The sequence below is a fragment of the Stenotrophomonas maltophilia genome (assembly GCF_047782825.1).
Taxonomy (GTDB): domain Bacteria; phylum Pseudomonadota; class Gammaproteobacteria; order Xanthomonadales; family Xanthomonadaceae; genus Stenotrophomonas.
The window spans coordinates 223,833-241,026 of the sequence record NZ_CP180589.1; the positions used below are offsets into that span (position 1 = coordinate 223,833).

General features: G+C 62.5%; 11 protein-coding genes and 1 pseudogene. 6 read left to right on the forward strand and 6 right to left on the reverse strand.

The features are described 5' to 3' along the window. Nucleotides 1–19: 19 nt before the first annotated feature. On the reverse strand, nucleotides 20–184 hold the full coding sequence (locus tag ACM2ZB_RS01045) for a hypothetical protein (protein ID WP_313437657.1): 165 nt from the start codon (nucleotides 182–184) through the stop codon (nucleotides 20–22). Nucleotides 185–393: 209 nt separating this feature from the next. Here ACM2ZB_RS01045 and ACM2ZB_RS01050 point away from each other — a divergent pair, with 209 nt between their 5' ends. The 5 genes and pseudogenes from ACM2ZB_RS01050 to ACM2ZB_RS01070 all read left to right on the forward strand — a co-directional run bounded on the left by ACM2ZB_RS01050 (nucleotide 394) and on the right by ACM2ZB_RS01070 (nucleotide 9,080). Beyond that, a complete protein-coding gene (locus tag ACM2ZB_RS01050) occupies nucleotides 394–696 on the forward strand; it encodes a GNAT family N-acetyltransferase (RefSeq protein ID WP_416057080.1) in 303 nt (100 codons plus the stop codon). 36 nt (nucleotides 697–732) lie between these two features. Beyond that, a complete protein-coding gene (locus ACM2ZB_RS01055) occupies nucleotides 733–1,620 on the forward strand; it encodes a PdaC/SigV domain-containing protein (RefSeq protein ID WP_416057081.1) in 888 nt (295 codons plus the stop codon). 17 nt (nucleotides 1,621–1,637) lie between these two features. Further along, entirely contained in the window at nucleotides 1,638–2,753 is a 1,116-nt protein-coding gene (cfa, locus tag ACM2ZB_RS01060; protein ID WP_416057082.1) for a cyclopropane fatty acyl phospholipid synthase, read from the forward strand. Nucleotides 2,754–3,103: 350 nt separating this feature from the next. Beyond that, nucleotides 3,104–4,072, forward strand: a pseudogene (locus ACM2ZB_RS01065) (IS5 family transposase). 238 nt (nucleotides 4,073–4,310) lie between these two features. Further along, the gene (locus tag ACM2ZB_RS01070; RefSeq protein WP_416057083.1) at nucleotides 4,311–9,080 is read left to right on the forward strand and encodes an RHS repeat-associated core domain-containing protein; all 4,770 of its coding nucleotides are present in this window, start codon (nucleotides 4,311–4,313) and stop codon (nucleotides 9,078–9,080) included. A gap of 1,113 nt (nucleotides 9,081–10,193) precedes the next feature. Here the strand turns inward: ACM2ZB_RS01070 and ACM2ZB_RS01075 are convergent. Continuing rightward, on the reverse strand, nucleotides 10,194–12,365 hold the full coding sequence (locus tag ACM2ZB_RS01075; RefSeq protein ID WP_416057084.1) for a M3 family metallopeptidase: 2,172 nt from the start codon (nucleotides 12,363–12,365) through the stop codon (nucleotides 10,194–10,196). Nucleotides 12,366–12,503: 138 nt separating this feature from the next. Here ACM2ZB_RS01075 and ACM2ZB_RS01080 point away from each other — a divergent pair, with 138 nt between their 5' ends. Then, nucleotides 12,504–12,983: a glutathione peroxidase gene (locus tag ACM2ZB_RS01080; protein ID WP_416057085.1), complete on the forward strand. Its 480-nt coding sequence runs from the start codon at nucleotides 12,504–12,506 to the stop codon at nucleotides 12,981–12,983. 23 nt (nucleotides 12,984–13,006) lie between these two features. Here the strand turns inward: ACM2ZB_RS01080 and ACM2ZB_RS01085 are convergent, their stop codons facing one another. The 4 genes from ACM2ZB_RS01085 to ACM2ZB_RS01100 form a co-directional block, all read right to left on the reverse strand. Next, a complete protein-coding gene (locus tag ACM2ZB_RS01085) occupies nucleotides 13,007–13,570 on the reverse strand; it encodes a TlpA family protein disulfide reductase (protein ID WP_416057086.1) in 564 nt (187 codons plus the stop codon). An 85-nt stretch (nucleotides 13,571–13,655) separates the two neighbouring features. Continuing rightward, nucleotides 13,656–14,435 carry a ferredoxin--NADP reductase gene (locus ACM2ZB_RS01090; RefSeq protein ID WP_049444779.1) on the reverse strand — a complete coding sequence of 260 codons (780 nt, stop codon included), beginning with the start codon at nucleotides 14,433–14,435 and terminating at the stop codon, nucleotides 13,656–13,658. A gap of 92 nt (nucleotides 14,436–14,527) precedes the next feature. After that, nucleotides 14,528–16,381 (reverse strand): ABC transporter ATP-binding protein, encoded by a 1,854-nt coding sequence (locus ACM2ZB_RS01095; protein ID WP_313437635.1) that lies wholly within the window; start codon nucleotides 16,379–16,381, stop codon nucleotides 14,528–14,530. Between the two features lie 343 nt (nucleotides 16,382–16,724). Beyond that, the gene (locus ACM2ZB_RS01100) at nucleotides 16,725–17,174 is read right to left on the reverse strand and encodes a carboxymuconolactone decarboxylase family protein (protein ID WP_416057087.1); all 450 of its coding nucleotides are present in this window, start codon (nucleotides 17,172–17,174) and stop codon (nucleotides 16,725–16,727) included. Nucleotides 17,175–17,194 lie beyond the last annotated feature (20 nt).

Consider the following 17,194-nt stretch of genomic DNA (forward strand, 5'->3'; position numbering starts at 1 on the left):
ATCCGACCCGCCAGGCGGCTCAGGCCGCGCGGCTTTCCTGGCCGTAGGTATCCAGCAGCCGCGAGAACACTTCCTCGCCGATGCGCTGGAACGCCTGGTCCTCGGTCTGTCCTTCCACTGCCAGCTGCAGCAGGCCCTCCAGCAGGGCGTGGTCGGTGTCGGTATGGGAATCGCTGGGGTGCATTGCAGGCCTCCAAGGCATAACGCAGGGTCTTGTCTCGCAAGGGGCGTGCCAGTCAGGTCGTATCCCTCCAGAGGGGATAGCGGCCGCAGTGGCTGCAGCTTGAGGGCGGGAAGTGACGTAAACGGACCAGACTTGCCCCTGTTCAGGCTTCACGCGATCATGGCGCCCGCGTGCGCACCATCCACGCAGTCGCCGCAGGAGACAGCCCCATGGCTTCGGTCACGCCCCCCGGTCTGGCCTACGAGGTCGAGCACGACCAGGCCAACCATCGCTTCACCGCCCACGTGCGCGGGCAGCGGGCGGTGCTGGATTACCAGGTCAAGCGACGGCGCATGGTCATCACCCACACCGAAGTGCCCGAGCCGATCGCCGGCCGGGGCATCGCGGGGGAACTGACCCGCGTCGCGCTGCGCTTCGCCCGCGAGCACAAGTACAAGGTGGTGCCGGCCTGTGCCTACGCCGAGGCCTTCCTGGAGCGCCACGAGGAGTTTCACGACCTGCTGGTAGGCTGAATGCAGCGGGCCACGCTTCAGCCATCGCAGGCGATGATGTACGAACATGAACAGGGGATCCCGATGAAGATTGGAAACAACCGGCCGCTGCACGCCAGCGTGCTGGCCGGTGCAATGGGCGTGCTGCTGCTGGCCGGTTGCCAGCGCAACGATGAGGCGGCTCCGGCCACCGATGCGGCGCCGGCCGCCGACGCCAGCGCTGCCACCACCGACCCCGCACCCGCTGCGGAAGCGCCGCTGGATCTGCGCGATGTGGTCGAGAACAACGAACGCGAAGCGGTGGGCATCAGCTACCCGGCCGGTATCGACCGTTACCCGGGCCTGGCGCGCGCGCTGCAGAACTACGCCACCGCCGCCCGCAGCGACCTGCAGCAGGCACTGGACGGGCTGGGCAACGACAAGCCGACCATGCCCTACGAGCTGTCGCTCAGCTTCGAAAAGGTGCTGGAAACCCCGCAGCTGGTGGTGGTCAGTGCCGATGGCAGCCGCTACACCGGTGGCGCCCATGGCGAACCGCTGGTGGCGCGCTTCGTGTGGCTGCCGCAGCAGCAACAGATGCTCAGCGCCGACAAGCTGGTGACCGACGGCAAGGGCTGGAAGGCGATCAGCGATTTCGTGGCCGACCAGCTGCGCGAGCGCGTGGCCACCCGCCTCAGCGGCGAGGACATGGACCCGGCGCAGCTGCAGGAGACGCTGCGCAATGCATCGCGGATGATTGCCGATGGCACCGGTCCGCAGGCCGATAATTTCAGTCAGTTCCAGCCGCTGGCCGACGACAAGGGCCAGATCACCGCCCTGCGTTTCGTGTTCCCGCCCTATCAGGTGGGGCCGTATTCGGACGGCACCCAGACCGCCGACGTGCCTGCCGCCGTGCTGCTGCCGTACGTGGCCAAGGACTACGTGGAGCTGTTCGCACGCGGGTGACCGCAGACGGAGGGCATGTGGACACAGGGTTGCAGGAGCGGGTTGCCGGCCTGCTCCAGGAAGCCGGGATCCGCATCGGCGGAACCCAGCCGCAGGACATCCAGGTGCATGACCCGCGCTTCTTCGCGCGGGTCATGGCGCACGGCTCGCTCGGCCTGGGTGAGAGCTACATGGATGGCGCGTGGGATGCCAACGTCCTGGACGAATTCCTGGTCCACCTGATGCAGGCGCATCTGGACGAACGCGTGCATGGCTGGCGCGAAGTGGCCGATGCGCTGAAGGCGCGACTGTTCAACCTGCAGGCCGGGCAGGGCGCCTACGAAGTCGGCCGCCGCCATTACGATCTGGGCAACGACCTGTACCAGGCCATGCTGGGCCAGCGCCTGGTCTACAGCTGCGGTTACTGGCGCAACGCGGTCGATCTGGATGCCGCACAGGAGGCCAAGCTGGACCTGGTCTGCCGCAAGCTGGGCCTGCGCCCGGGGCAGCGCGTGCTGGACATCGGCTGCGGCTGGGGTGAAGCGCTGAAGTTTGCCGCCGAGCGCTACGGCGTGAGTGGCGTGGGCGTGACCATTTCGCAGGAACAGGCCGAGTTCGCGCGCGAGCTGTGCGCCGGTCTGCCGATCGAGATCCGCCTGCAGGATTACCGCGAACTGGACGAACCGTTCGATGCGGTGTTTTCCATCGGCATGTTCGAACACGTGGGTGAGAAGAACTACGCCCGTTTTTTCGAAGTGGCCCAGCGCTGCCTGTCACCGCGTGGCCTGCTGCTGCTGCACAGCATCGGCAGCAACGTGTCGCGGCACCGCACCGACCCGTGGATCGCCCGCTACATCTTCCCCAATTCGATGCTGCCTTCCGCGGTACAGATCACCCGCGCCTTCGAAGGGCGCTTCGTGCTGGAGGACTGGCACAACTTCGGCACCGACTACGACCTGACGTTGCAGGCCTGGCGGCGCAACGTGGAGGCGGCGTGGCCACGGCTGGACGCGCGCTATGACGAGCATTTCCGCCGCATGTGGCGGTTCTACCTGGCCGGGTCGATGGCGTCCTTCCGCTGCCGGCACGCGCAGCTGTGGCAGCTGGTGCTGTCGCCGAACGGCGTGCCTGGGGGGTATGTGGCGCCGCGTTGAGTCTGGTGTGTTTGCCGCTGCCGGGGATGGCTCGGCGCTCCTTCGGCGTCAACAAAACGCCCAGCGACGACGGGCGCCCTTCGTACTGCGCGTCGTTGGAGCGACCGCCTGAATTCTCAACGTAGGCATAGCAGTCGGCCGAGAGTTCTCGCCGACTGAGAGCGCCTGGGTTGCGCTGCAGCTAATGTGCTGCAAGCGAAATGCGCTGACGCATGCAGCCTTGCGGCGGATGCAGATGGGTATGTTTGATCCTAGGGAAGGTCTGAACAAATATGCAAGAAATCTGATGGTAGTGCCGGCCGCTGGCCGGCAAGCTGTAGGTCCATCAGATCGACGTTGAGAGACCCGCCATGCAGCTGACATTCGGGGATGCCGAAGGCCTGAGCCAGCACAAGAAGACGCGCCGCGAGCTGTTCCTCAATGAGATGGATCAGGTGGTTCCCTGGAAGAAGCTGCTGGCGCTGATCGAGCCGCACTATCCGCTGACCGGACGGCGCGGTCGTCAGCCTTATCCATTGGCGACGATGCTGCGCATCCACCTTCTTCAGCAGTGGTACGCCCTGAGTGACCCTTCAATGGAGGAGGTGCTGTACGACACGCCTGCGATGCGGCGTCTCGCCAGCATCAACGGCGTGGAGTGAATTCCTGGCGAGACTACGTTCCTCAACTTCCGCCGGTTGCTGGAGACCCATGGGATTGCGGCGGACATGTTGGAGACCGTCAATGCATATCTGCGGCGTAAGGGCTTGAGCCTACGCACCGGCACGATCATGGATGCCACGATCATTCATGCGCCGAGCTCAACCAAGAATGCTGAAAAGGCGCGGGACCCGGAAATACAACAGGCCAAGAAGGGCAATCAATGGTACTTCGGCATGAAGGCGCACATCGGCGTGGATGAGTTCTCCGGCCTCGTACACCATGCCAAATGCACGGCAGCCAACGTCGGGGGCGTAACGGTCACCCACAAGCTCTTTCATGGCAAGGAAGACTGTGTCTTCGGTGACAGCGGCTATACCGGGGCAGACACCCGGCCAGAGCTGGAGGGCTGCAAGGCGGCCTTTTTCATTGCGAAAAAGCGCGGCAAAGTGAAGGCGATCAAGAGCGCCCGGACTCGTCACCAGGAAGAGCGCTGGGAGAGCTGCAAAGCCAGCATACCCGCGAAGGTTGAGCACCCATTCCGGGTCATCAAGCGGCAGTTCGGCTACACCAAGGTGCGCTACCGGGGCTTGGCCAAGAACAACGCTCAGGTGCTGACACTATTCGCCCTATCCAATCTATGGATGACGCGCCGGCAGTTCTTGCCGGCCCAGGGATAAATCCGCCTGAAGGAGCCCAACGGCACCTTCAAAACCCATTTTTCAATGAAATTTTCTGCGTCGAGCACGCGTAGAACGCGCGTGCCTCATGAATTCAGCACTGAGCGCGATCTGCTCAGACGATCCCTAGGGCACGACAGTTTCGCCCTCAGCCCGTTGCGTATGCGCCGGACTGCGAGTGATGCGGATGGCCCTGCGACTCCGTCGCCTTCAATCTTGTTTGCTGGCCGCGAGCTTAATGAAAGTGCCGTTCCTGCGTCGGGGTCAAGTCAATGCCTCACAAGCCTATGGCGTCGCTGGGGCGGCACAAGGATGGAAATTGAACACGAAAACGATGGTGGTGTACTCGCTCTACTTGCTGGGAGCTCTATTTTTCTCTCAGCGCTTAAGTGCCCAAGAGGGAGTGGAGCCAAGGTTTTGCCTCACTGGGCACGAAGGAGGCTGCTTTCCGACCCTTGTCCAGGCCGAAGCGCAAATGCGCAAAGTGTCGCCCTATGGCCGCTTCTTGAAGCGAAAGCAGACGACCATGTCCTCCCGGCTGGTGGGTCCCGTGCCCAGTCTTCAAATTCACTATTACGTCGAAAATCAATTGCCGGAGAAGTTCTTTCAAACGGGATACTCTGTCGGTTGGCCTGGGCCGCGGTTCGGAGTGTGCGAGGCGGCGGCGGTGCCGGGCAAATACGCGGACCACTACTGCAAAAGTGCCGAGGAAGCAGTCAATGGTTTTCTCGCATATCTGAATGCTGTAAATGGTTGGTGTAAGCATTCTCTCGATAGCATTACGGGTAGTTACCCGGAGCGCCCTCCAATTATCTCTGGCCATTGGGTGAGTTCGGGGATGGAGTCGTACTCGAGTCCCGACTTTCTCTATGGAAAAAAATACCAGTATACGCAGGACTGCGGAAGTGGTAGTCAGACGAAATCCTCAGGGTCGGTGACGAAGAATGTCTTCTTCAATTGCCCTGCGAATTTCAAGACGTTTACTCAATTTGATCCCGCGTATCATCCGGGTGATAGGAACTACCTTTGGCCATATGTCTGTACTCCCTACCCGGGAAAAACGGAAACCATATACGTCCACTATCCATCCCAGACTGAATCCTGTCCGATAAACAGCAATCCATGTTTCCCGGCTACCGGAGACAAAGTGCGTGATGAGGAGGACTTCATCTTCGCAGGCAGGGGGTTTTCCCGGCACTATCATTCCCTGGGGCAGTTGCAGGCAGGGTCAGAGCTCGGCGCAGGCTGGTCGCACAGCTACTCCGATTATGTTACAGCGCAAGGGGACGTCAGAATAACGGAGCGGGGTCATCTGCAAACGTATTATCGAGGCCGGGGAAGCCAGGCGGCTGGCGAGACGTTGCGGCGGCAGCCAGACTATTCGCACATACTCGTCGACGCACAAGGCATGTCGCGTGTTTACGATCCATACGGAAAGTTAACGGCAGTCGAAACGGGAGTGCCGATGAGTAGCGTTGCGCTCTCGTACGATTCGAAAGGTCGAGTTGAGCGGGTCGTAGATGGAACCGGCCGTTTTCTTACATTCGGCTACGACCACCACAAGCTCATCTCGATTACGCTGCCAGATGGCTCTCGCGCGATCTACAGCTACGATGCCGAGGGTAATCTGACGAATGTGGTGCGGCCCGACGGCTCATCGCGCAGTTACCTCTATGCAGAGGATGGGCATGCACCCGCTGAAGGTCGGCACCTTCTGACGGGGATCATCGAAGGCGATACGCGTTATGCCACCTTTACGTATGATGCCAACGGCAAAGTAACGGGCAGCGAACTGCATGCGGATGGCGCAAGCGTTGATGGAGTACGAATTACGTACAACGGCGATGGCACCGCGACCTCGATCAACAGTCTTGGTGAGGTCCGTCAGCACACTATCAGTGGCGGCCAGTACCGTGCGATCACCAAGACGGTAGATTCGCTCGGCGCGAGAAATCTAACCTTCGATACCATGGGGCGACTGACCTCCAAGGCTGATGCACTTGGCAACGTCACTTCTATCTCGTATGTCGACCGGAGCAGTGGCCCGATCTCCCAGATTGTCACTCGCACTGAGGAATCCATCGGGAGGATCAGCCGCGTAACGCGTGACGCAGACAACCGCGTAGTCGAGCAGAGCACGAGCCAAAAGACTCCGGAGGGGGAGCAGCTGTCGATGCTGTCCCGTCAGGTACATGATGCCCAGGGGCGTCTGCTGTTCGCCTGCCAGTACGACGTCAAGCAGACCGTCGACTATCTCTGCGGCTCACTGGCCACAGCACCGGCCAACGTGCGCCAGATCCAGAACACCTATTGCACAGATGCAGACGCGGCCGCCAGTCCAGGGCTATGCCCGCTGGCCGGGCTGAAGCTTTCAGGGCGCGATTCTGCCGGGGCGCTGACCCGTTTCGAGTACTACGCTGTCAATGATGCTGGTTGCGATGGCAATGGCGATTGCCGCTATCGGAAGGGCGATCTGGCGGCGGAAATCGACGCGCTGGGCCGCCGCACCGAGTACCTGGAGTACGACGCCGCGGGGCGTTCGCTGCAGGTGCGTGGCATTGATGGGCTGGTAGTCGAGCAGTTGTACGATGCCAGCGGCCGAGTGCTGAGTGAGACGATCAAGGGTGACGCGCCCTCTCGTGATCGCATTCGTCTGTATGAGTACAACAGCATGGGCCAGATAGCTCGCATCGTGGAGCCTGACGGAACCTGGGCTGCCAGGCATTACGACAGTGCAAGCCGTCTCATTGCGGTTGAGGATGCCGCTGGGAACCGCATCAATTATGCATTGGATAGCGCTGGAAACCAGATTCAAGAAGACGTTCGGGACAGCGACGGGAGTCTGAAGAAGACGCTTGAACGGAGGTTTGATGCGTCTGGCAGAATGATACGTATTGCCGGAGCGTCGGGTCACGCGACTCACGTTCGCTACGATGCCAATGGTTCGCCCTTGGAGGAGCAGAATCCGCTTGGTGTGGTGGCGCGCGCGCACTATGACGGCGCTGGGCGCCCCATCGAACACGTGCACGACGTCGATGGCATCGGGGCTCAGGTTCGCTACGGATATGGTCCGGAGGGGCTGCTGGAGAAGGTGTTGGATCCGAAGGGGCTGACCACGACCTATGCCTACAATGGCTTCGGTGAGCTTGAAGTGCAATCCAGCCCCGACACAGGCGTTACTCGTTTCACGCATGACCGTCTCGGAAGGGAGTTGACGCGCACTGATGCTCGCGGGGTCGTGGTGAGCTTCGAGTACGATCCGGTGGGGCGCCAGACTGCCACGCGCTTCGATGATCCGGAGTCCGACGTCCAATACGTCTATGACCAGCCATCCCTCAAATGCCCGCCAGGCGAGCGGTCAGGCATGGGGCGGCTGGGAAGCGTGATTGATGGTAGTGGTCGCACTGATTATTGCTATGACCAGACGGGCGACCTGTTGCGTCGCGTGCAGCGCACTGGCGGACAAGAGCTAGTCCTGCGTTACAGTTATGAATCGTCAGGTCGTATCCGTTCCATGACCTATCCGGATGGCAGTGTGGTCGACTATGCGTATGACGGACTCGGTCAGATCACCACTATAGGTGTAACCCCGTCGGGGGGTGTGCGTGAAGTGCTTCTGCACAGTGTTGTGGCACTGCCCTTTGGGCCATTGCAGTCCTGGACATATGGCAATGGCCGGCGCTTCAAGTATGAGCATGATATGGACTACCGGCCCGTGGCGATCAGTGATGATCGGAACGGTATGGACGTCAATATGGGACTGGATGCGGCCGGTAACATCTCAACCTTGGTAGATCGTCGCCACGAGGATCAAAGCGTAGTCCTCACTTACGACGCACTGGGTCGTGTGACCTCTTTCGAAGACGCAGAGTCCGGCGCGGTCATCGAGCAGTACAGCTATGACTCGACGGGCAATAGATTGAGCTTTGGCAATGCGGCTGGCGTGCAGCATTATGCTTACGCTGCAGATAGCCATAGGCTGATTGGGGTAGATGGTGTAGCACGATCTTACGATGAGGCTGGTAGTACGTTGCGCATCGGAGATGGCTGGGCGTACCGGTATGATCTTGCCGGTCGTCTAGCTGATGCGACCAATGCCGATGGTGGTGTGAGTCGCTACCTTCATAATGCGGCCGGTCAGCGGGTGTATCAGCAGACTGACTCCAGTACAGCACTACACTTGTATGGAAAAGGCGGTGAGTGGCTCGGTAGCTACGATGACGGTGGCAAACCCATTCAGCAGGTTGTATGGCTGGGCACGAAGCCGGTTGGCCTGATCCAATCGGGAAAGCTCCTTTATATCGAGCCCGACCATCTGGGCTCGCCGCGCACCGTGATTGACCCGCAGCGTGACGTGCCCGTCTGGGTTTGGAGTTTGCTGGGAGAGTCATTTGGCAGTGGAGTGCCGTCGGAGGATCCTGATCAAGATGGGGTTAGGCAATCATTCGACCTTCGATTTCCAGGCCAACGGTACGATCCCGCAACAGGGATGAACTACAACTACTTTCGGGATTTAGAGCCATCTACAGGGCGATATGCGCAGAGCGATCCCATTGGACTGGCAGCCGGGCCGAGCACGTACGGATACGCCTCTTCTTCACCCTTGGTTCATGCCGATCCATTCGGCCTATCAGATCGAGAGTTGGGCGATCACAAGAGCGGTAAGCAGTGGATAGAATGCGGCAAGGGTTGCAGCATTCGTATTGACTATAGGCTGGACATGCGGACTGGCCAGCGAGTTCGTCACCTTCACTGGAAGTGCCGTAGCGGAGACGAGGGGGTATGTGGCGAGAACGGTGAAGAGTCGCATGGCGGTGTTTGGGAGGACCCGCCTTGGCACATTCAGCAATGTGCGTTGCGGAATGGGTTTGCGGGTGCTCCCGCACCGACGCCAAGCCCGTCGCAGCGGATGGTTGTTCCTGAGATGACTCCTGGTGCAAAGGCGGCCACCATGGGAAGTACATTCATAGTTATTGGTGCGTTCTTTGGCTGGCTGATCGGAGGGTGAAGAAATGAGTGTTGTTTCATTTAGTGATTTGAGGGGTGTTGAATTTCATGACGCTGTCCTCATTGACATCTTTTTCTCTGTTAGGGACGAGACTTGTGTGGTCAAGTTGGAGATGTACGACACTAAAGAGTCTCAGGATCGAGTGGCCGTAACGCTGTCGTTTGAGGGGGTCGCAAGCTGCCTGACAAGATTGGATTTCCCTGCTCTTTTTGATAATTCTTCAGCGGGCAATGTCCAGAACTGCAGGGTCGATGTGGGCAGGGGAGTGGTACGGCTTTATTTGGTCGATGGGCTGATCGAGATTTCTGCCCGCTCCACGCGATTGACCAGGGGTTGATGATGTTTGAGTGCGGTGATGTGAAGGGCGTGGAGTTGATCAGTTCATTCAAGGAGCTTGTTGAATTGGACTTGGATAGCTCGGTGCTGGTTGAGGTTGAGTTTTGCGTACCTGAGCGTACTTGTTCGCTGAAGTTGTTGATCTGCAGAAGTCAAGATTCACTTGAGCGGGTAGCCGTCGTCCTTCATCTGGCGGGTGTTGCATCGTCCTTCGCAACGCTGGATATGCTGAATCTGGCCCGAGATGAGAGGTACGGGAACGTCCAGAACTGCAGGGTAGACGTCAGTCGACGATCCGTGAGTATCTATCTGAAGGATGGGCTGATTGAGGTCGTCGCCGAATCGGTATCCATGGTGGGCGATTGACGCTGCGCGGTCGAGTTAGCTGGCCGCCAAAGGTGGGCGCGGAACAGTCGAGGATTTCCTTCGATTCAACGCTTAAGACCCGCGGTCAACGGCTTGCGTCGGTGGGCACAGTCACCCAGGAGAAGGTCCGCAGACCAAGCCGGCAGAGCAGAAAATTGCACACCGTCCAGACATGCCATGTCGAAGTTCAACGGAACATAGTTCGGCTTTACTTGGCCGATGGACTGATCGAGATCACCGCTCGGGCGTTGCGGCTTGTGAAGGACTGAGATGACTTGGGTGTTCATTGCGGCGGCGTCGTTGTATCCGAAGCTGTGCAGGCGATGATGGTACGGGCCCTGCTCGAGACGCAATGAAAAACGCCCGGCAGTGCCGGGCGTTTTCCGTACAGCGCGTCGTTGGAACGGACGCTTACTTCTTGCTGTCACCCGAGGTCAGGCCGCGCTTCTCGAGCAGGGGCTCGATCTGCGGCTCATGCCCGGCGAAATTGCGGAACAGTTCCATCGCGTCGACGCTGCCGCCCTTGGACAGCAGGGTCTGGCGGAAGTGGTCGCCGTTCTTGCGGCTCAGGCCGCCGTTCTCGCGGAACCACTTCTGGGTGTTGGCGTCCAGCACTTCCGACCAGATGTAGGCGTAGTAGCCGGCCGAGTAGCCGCCCATGATGTGGCTGAAGTACGGGGTCTTGTAGCGCGGCGGAACCGGCGCGTAGTAGATGCCGTCCTTCTCCAGCGCGGCGCGCTCGAAGGCCATCACGTCCTTGGCCGCCGGCACCTTGTCGGCCGCCAGCTGGTGCCAGTTCTGGTCCAGCATCGCCGCACCCAGGTATTCGGTGGTGGCGAAGCCCTGGTTGAACTTGGCCGCGGCCAGCACCTTGTCCAGCAGCGCCTGCGGCATGGCCGAACCGTTCTGGTAGTGCTTGGCGTAGTTCTTCAGGATGGCCGGGTTGTCGGCCCACATCTCGTTGACCTGCGAGGGGAACTCGACGAAGTCGCGCGGCACGGCGGTGCCCGAGAAGTACGGGTACTTCACGTTGGAGAACATGCCGTGCAGGGCGTGGCCGAATTCGTGGAAGGTGGTGCTCACCTCATCCCAGGTCAGCAGGGTCGGCTGGCCGGCCGGCGGCTTGGGGATGTTCAGGTGGTTGGCCACCACCGGCTTGAAGCCGGTCAGCTTGGACTGCGAAACGTAGGAGTTCATCCAGGCGCCACCGCGCTTGGATGCACGCGCGTACGGGTCGAAGATGAAGATCGCCAGCTGGCTGCCGTCTGCATCGAACACGTCATAGACGGTGACGTCGTCGTGGTACACCGGCAGGTCGGTGCGCTGCTTGAAGGTCAGGCCGAATTCCTGGTTGGCGGCGTAGAACACGCCGTTCTCCAGCACGTTCTTCATCTCGAAGTACGGCTTCAGCTGCGACTCGTCGAAGTTGTACTTGGCCTGGCGCACCTTCTCGCTGTAGAAGGCCCAGTCCCACGGCTCAAGGGCGAAGGTGGCCTTGCCGGCGGCCTTCTGTTCCTTGTCGATCATCGCCTGCAGGTCGGCGGCTTCGCGCTTGGCGTTGGCCACGGCGGCCGGGGCCAGCTTGCCCAGCATCGCGTTGACCGCTTCGGGGGTCTTGGCGGTCTGGTTGGTCAGGTTGTAGGCGGCGAAGTTGGCAAAGCCCATGAGCTTGGCCTTGTCGGCGCGCAGCTGCATGATGCGCGAGACCAGCGCGGTGTTGTCGAACTCACCGCCGCGGCTGCCACGGCTGACCGAGGCTTCGTAGATCTTCTGGCGCAGCGCACGGTTGGCCAGGTTGGTCAGCGGCGGCTGGCCGGTGGTGTTGAGCAGGGTGATCACGTACTTGCCGTCCAGGCCACGGGCCTTGGCGGCTTCGGCGGCGGCGGCGATCTGCTCCTTGGACAGGCCGTCCAGCTGCTTGACGTCGTCGACGGTGATCGCCGAAGCGTTCACTTCCGACTGCACGTTCTGGCTGAACTTGGTGCCCAGGTTGGCCAGCTCGGCGTTCATCTTCTTCAGCGTGGCCTTGTCGGCCTCGGACAGCTTGGCGCCGGCGCGCACGTAGTTGTCGTAGTACTTCTCGACCAGGCGCACGCCTTCGGCGTCCAGGCCCAGCTGGGTGCGGGTGTCATACAGTGCCTGGATGCGGGCGAACAGCTTGCCGTTCAGTGCGATCGCATCGCTGTGCGCGGCGAACTTCGCCGAGTAGTCGGCCTGCAGCTTCTTGCGCGCATCGTTGGTGTCGGCGCCGACCAGGCTGAAGAACACGGTGGTCGCACGGTCCAGCACGTCACCGCTCTTTTCCAGGGCGATGATGGTGTTGTCGAAGGTCGGCTTGGCCTTGTTGTTGGCGATCGCGTCCACTTCCTTCAGCTGCTGCGCCATGCCGGCGTCGAAGGCCGGGGCGAAGTCGCTGTCCTTGATCTTGTCGAACTGCGGGAAGTGCAGCGGCAGCGGGCTGTCGGCGAAGAACGGGTTGGCCTGCTGGGCGTTGGCGGCAGCAGCCGGGGCGGCGCTGGCCAAATAGGCGGGCAGGGCAAGGCCGAGGGTCATGGCCACGGCAAGGGCAAGGCGGGTGGTCAAGGCGGTACTCCGGTAAGGCAAACAAGTGCCCGAGGGTAACCCGCCGGCCGCCGGCGCCACTTGTGTCAAAAGGCATGCCCGGCGCGCCGCGCGGCGTGGGCTGCGATTACCATGGGCCTCCCCACCCGGATCGCTGCCATGCCCAACGCGTTCGACTTCGGCTTCGTGGACCTGGACGGCCAGCCGCAGGCGCTTGCCCAGTACAAGGGCCGGCCGCTGCTGCTGGTCAATGTCGCCAGCCGCTGTGGCTTCACCCCGCAGTACACCGGGCTGGAAGCGCTCTGGCAGGATTACCGCGATCGCGGCCTGGTGGTGATCGGCTTCCCCTGCAACCAGTTCGGCGCGCAGGAGCCGGGGGATGCGGCGCAGATCCGCCAGTTCTGTTCACTGGATTACCCGGTCAGCTTCCCGTTGTCGCAGAAGATCGAGGTGAACGGCGAAGGCGCCGACCCGCTGTGGGCCTGGTTGTCGCACGAGAAGCGCGGGCTGCTGGGCATCGCCCGCATCAAGTGGAATTTCAGCAAGTTCCTGGTCGACCGCCAGGGCCAGGTGGTGGCGCGCTATGCCCCGACCACCAAGCCCGAACAGCTGCGCGGAGCGATCGACGCGCTGCTGTAAGCGGCGGCACGCGCAGGCCGCTCTCAGCTTTCCGCGGCGGTGGCCTGCGACTGGCGGTTGCGGACTTCCTCGGGCAGCGCTTCGATGATTTCCTCGAGGATGCCCGGCAGGCTGGCTTCGCTGTAGCCGCGATGGGCGTGGGCCACCTGTCCATCGCGGCCGATGATGAACATGTGCGGCACGGCAGCGATGCCGTACTGTTCGGCCAGCGCGCCACGCGGATCGTGCAGGTACTCCAGCTTCGGCCAGTCGCGGTGGCGCACCAGCCGGTTGACGTCGTTGCGCGGCTCGCCCCAGTTGATGGCGTAGACCTTCATCGCGTCCTCGCCGACCACCTTCTGCAGGTGCGCCAGGATCGGCAGTTCCTTGCGGCAGGGGCCGCACCAGGACGCCCAGAAGGTCACGATGACCACCTTGCCGCGCTGGTCGGCCAGGTTGACCGGCTTGCCCTGGCGGTCATTGCCCAGTGCCTGCGGCGGCACGTCGCCGGGCGCGGGTGACGCGGCCCAGGCCGGAATCGCCATCGCCGCAAGCACGCCCGCAATCACCCCAGCCCGCATCCACGGCGGGAGCCGCCTGATCTTCATCCCTGTTCCCCTGGTCGGGCCGGCGGCCCGTGCAGTGCAGACGATGCCGCCACAGCAGCGGCCGCGCAAGAGGGGCGTGCAGGGCTTACTTTTCGACGAAGGCGCGTTCGAACACGTAATGGCCCGGCTGGCCGATACGCGGCGACACCTGGAAGCCACGCGCATCGAGCACGGCGCGCAGGTCGGCCAGCATCTGCGGGCTGCCGCAGATCATTGCGCGGTCGTTCTCCGGGCTCAGTTCCGGCAGGCCCAGGGTGCGCTGCATCTCGCCGCTTTCCATCAGCTGGGTCAGGCGGCCCTGGTTGGCGAACGGCTCACGGGTCACGGCCGGGTAGTACAGCAGCTTGTCGCCGATCATCTCGCCCAGGAACTCATGCTCGCGCAGTTCCTTTTCGAAATAATCGCGGTAGGCCAGGTCCTTTTCGTAGCGCACGCCGTGGCAGAGGATCACCTTCTCGAAGCGCTCGTAGGTTTCCGGGTCCTTGATGACCGACAGCCACGGTGCCATGCCGGTGCCGGTACCCAGCAGGTACAGGTTCTTGCCCGGGTGCAGGTCGCTGATCAACAGGGTGCCGGTGGGCTTCTTGCCGACCAGCACCTTGTCGCCCGGTTTGATGTGCTGCAGGCGCGAGGTCAGCGGGCCGTCCTGCACCTTGATGCTGAAGAACTCCAGATGCTCTTCCCAGTTGGCGCTGGCGATGGAGTACGCGCGCAGCAGCGGCCGCGCCTCGGTCTCCAGGCCGATCATCACGAACTGGCCGTTCTCGAAACGGAAACCGCTGTCGCGGGTGAGGGTGAAGCTGAAGTAGGCATCGGTCCAGTGGCGGACCTCAAGCACCGTTTCGGCGCCGAAAGCGGAAGACATGGGGGCATTCAGGCAATGGATTCGTCCCCGCCATTCTACCTCAAATGAGAGGGGTTCTCATTATCCGGAACGAGAGGCGTTCTCACGTCCGTTCAGCGGTAGCCGGCTGCCTGCAGCTCGAACAGCTCGGCGTAGCGTCCGCCCTGGGCCATCAGTTCGGCGTGGGTGCCGCTGGCCTCCAGCCGGCCCTCGGCCAGCACCAGGATGCGGTCGGCCATGCGTACCGAGGAAAAGCGGTGCGAAATCAGCACCGCCGTGCGCTGCTCGGCCAGCTCGCGGAAGCGCTGGAATACCTCGAATTCGGCGCGTGCATCCAGCGCGGCCGTCGGCTCGTCCAGGATCATCACCTGCGCATCGCGCATCCACGCGCGGGCGATGGCGATCTTCTGCCATTGCCCCCCGGACAGGTCCACGCCCTGCTTGAAGCGGCGGCCGATCAGCTGGTCATAGCCGCCGGGCAGGGCATCGATCACCTCTTCGGCCATGCCACGGCGCGCGGCATCGGCAATGCGTGCCTGGTCCGTCATGGCCTCGACCTGGCCCACGCCGATGTTTTCGCCTGCGCTCAGGTTGTAGCGCACGAAGTCCTGGAAGATCACGCCCAGGTTGGCGCGCAGGTCGTCCAGGTCGTAGTCGCGCAGGTCGCGGCCATCGAGCAGGATGCGCCCCTCGTCTGGTTCGTACAGGCGTGCCAGCAGCTTCACCAGGGTGGTCTTGCCGGCCCCGTTCTCGCCCACCAGGGCCAGCACTTCGCCGGCGTGCAGCTGGAAATCCAGGTGGCGCACCGCCCACTGCTCGGCATCGGGGTAGCGGAAGCCCACGTTCTCGAATACGAAGCCCTGCTGGATCGGGCGCGGTACGGCCACGGCGCCCTCGCGCGAATGGATTTCCGGTTCGATCTGGAAGAATGAATACAGATCGTCAAGATACAGCGCCTGGCTGGCCACCTGCGAGAAACCGATCAGCAGGCCTTCCAGCAGCTGGCGCAGGCGCAGGAAGCTGCCGGCGAGGAAGGTCAGGTCGCCGATCGAAAAGTCGCCGCGCACCGTCCGCCAGGCGATGTACGCGTAGGCCGTGTAGTAGCCCAGCGTTCCCAGCGCCGCCAGCACCGTGCCCCAGAACGCGCGCCGCCGTGCCAGCGCCCGGTTGGCCAGGAACAGCGCCGCCGACAGCCGCCGGTAACGCTCCACCAGGAACCGGTGCAGGTTGAAGATCTTTACTTCCTTGGCCGTTTCCACGCTGGCACCCAGCTGGCGCAGGTAGTCCAACTGGCGCCGCTCGGGCGTCCACAGGAAGTTGAGGCTGTAGCCGGCCGCGTTGAAGTGCGATTCGCCGATGAAGGCCGGCACCAGCGCCACGGCCAGCAGCAGGATCAGCCACGGCGCGTAGACCAGCAGGCCCACGGCCAGGCTGGCCACGGTGATCGCATCCTGCACCTGGCCGAACAGCTGGCTCATCAGGTTCATGCGGCCCATGGTCTGCCGGCGCGCGCGGTCCAGCTTGTCCTGCAGATCCGGGTCTTCGAAGTCTTCCAGGTCCAGCGTGGCGGCGTGTTCCATCAGCCGCACGCTGGTGGCGTTGGCGAACAGTTCCGACAGCAGCGCATCGGCGTAGCTGACCAGCCGGCCGAGCAGGTCGGAGGCGATGGCCAGGCCAAATTCAAGCGCCAGCAGGCCCAGCAGGGGATTCAACAGACCGCTGGACAGCGCCTCGCCCAGCGGCGGAAAACCCGCACCGTGCTGGCTCAGGTGCAGCGCCGTATCGATGATCAGCTTGCCCACGTACAGCATCGCCACCGGCAGCAGGGCGCGGATCAGGCGCAGGCCCAGGCTGGTCAGCGTGAGCGCGGGGCTGGTCTGCCACACCTGGCGCAGGAACGGCGGCAGGTTGCGCATCGCCTTGAAGCGCTGGCGCAGGCTGGGTTTCTTTTCGGTGGCAGCAGGCATGCCGCCATTGTGCGCGCGCAAGGCGTGCAGAGGGGGTCAGATCCCTTTGCAGCGCAAAGGGATCTCACCCCGTCCTCCATCCATGGCATGAATCCATCGTGTCGACCGAGGTCGACACCTACCAACAGCAGCAGGAAATCTGTCGAAGGCGGGGTGGGTCAGGCCGCAGGGGCGTGAGCCGCATGGATGCGGCGACCGGGCTTACAGGGACGTACTTGCAGCGTCCCCTGCGACCTGACTCACCCCGCCATCCCAAGGAGAGCCAGCCGTTGACGTTGCCCTTGCTCTGGCTCTGGCTGTCGCCTCTGCCGGTGCCGGGCGCAGCCCGGCCCGAAGAACCCCCTTACGGCAGCGGCGGCAGCAGCCCGGCACCCAGCCGGTTCCAGGCATTGATCACCGCAATCCCCATGCTCAGGTCACTGATGCCCTTCTCATCGAAATGCGGTGCCAGCGCATTGAACGCCGCCTGCGACGGCGCTCCTTCGGTCAGCCGGGTCAGGGCCTCGGCCCAGCCCAGCGCGGCACGTTCGCGTGCATCGAAGAAACGGCTTTCGTGCCAGGCCGGCAGGGTGTCCAGCTTGCGTGGCTCGATGCCGCCCTTGCGCAGCGCGGTGCCGTGCATGTCCATGCAGTAGCCGCAACCATTGAGCTGGGATACGCGCAGGAACAGCAGTTCCATCAGCGTCGGGTCGATCGAACTGTCATGCACCGCCTTGCTGGTGGCCAGCAGGCCCTTGAACGCATCGGCGGCCAGGCGGGTGTAGGGGACGCGGGGAGAGGCATGGTCGGACATTTTCAGCTCCACGGCGGCCA

Bases quoted from the DNA above. Each gene is read 5' to 3' on its own strand.
- ACM2ZB_RS01100 (WP_416057087.1), bottom strand. From the start codon at position 17,174: ATGTCCGACCATGCCTCTCCCCGCGTCCCCTACACCCGCCTGGCCGCC.
- ACM2ZB_RS01090 (WP_049444779.1), bottom strand. From the start codon at position 14,435: ATGTCTTCCGCTTTCGGCGCCGAAACGGTGCTTGAGGTCCGCCACTGG.
- ACM2ZB_RS01080 (WP_416057085.1), top strand. From the start codon at position 12,504: ATGCCCAACGCGTTCGACTTCGGCTTCGTGGACCTGGACGGCCAGCCG.
- ACM2ZB_RS01050 (WP_416057080.1), top strand. From the start codon at position 394: ATGGCTTCGGTCACGCCCCCCGGTCTGGCCTACGAGGTCGAGCACGAC.
- ACM2ZB_RS01085 (WP_416057086.1), bottom strand. From the start codon at position 13,570: ATGAAGATCAGGCGGCTCCCGCCGTGGATGCGGGCTGGGGTGATTGCG.
- ACM2ZB_RS01045 (WP_313437657.1), bottom strand. From the start codon at position 184: ATGCACCCCAGCGATTCCCATACCGACACCGACCACGCCCTGCTGGAG.
- ACM2ZB_RS01070 (WP_416057083.1), top strand. From the start codon at position 4,311: ATGAAAGTGCCGTTCCTGCGTCGGGGTCAAGTCAATGCCTCACAAGCC.
- ACM2ZB_RS01095 (WP_313437635.1), bottom strand. From the start codon at position 16,381: ATGCCTGCTGCCACCGAAAAGAAACCCAGCCTGCGCCAGCGCTTCAAG.
- ACM2ZB_RS01055 (WP_416057081.1), top strand. From the start codon at position 733: ATGTACGAACATGAACAGGGGATCCCGATGAAGATTGGAAACAACCGG.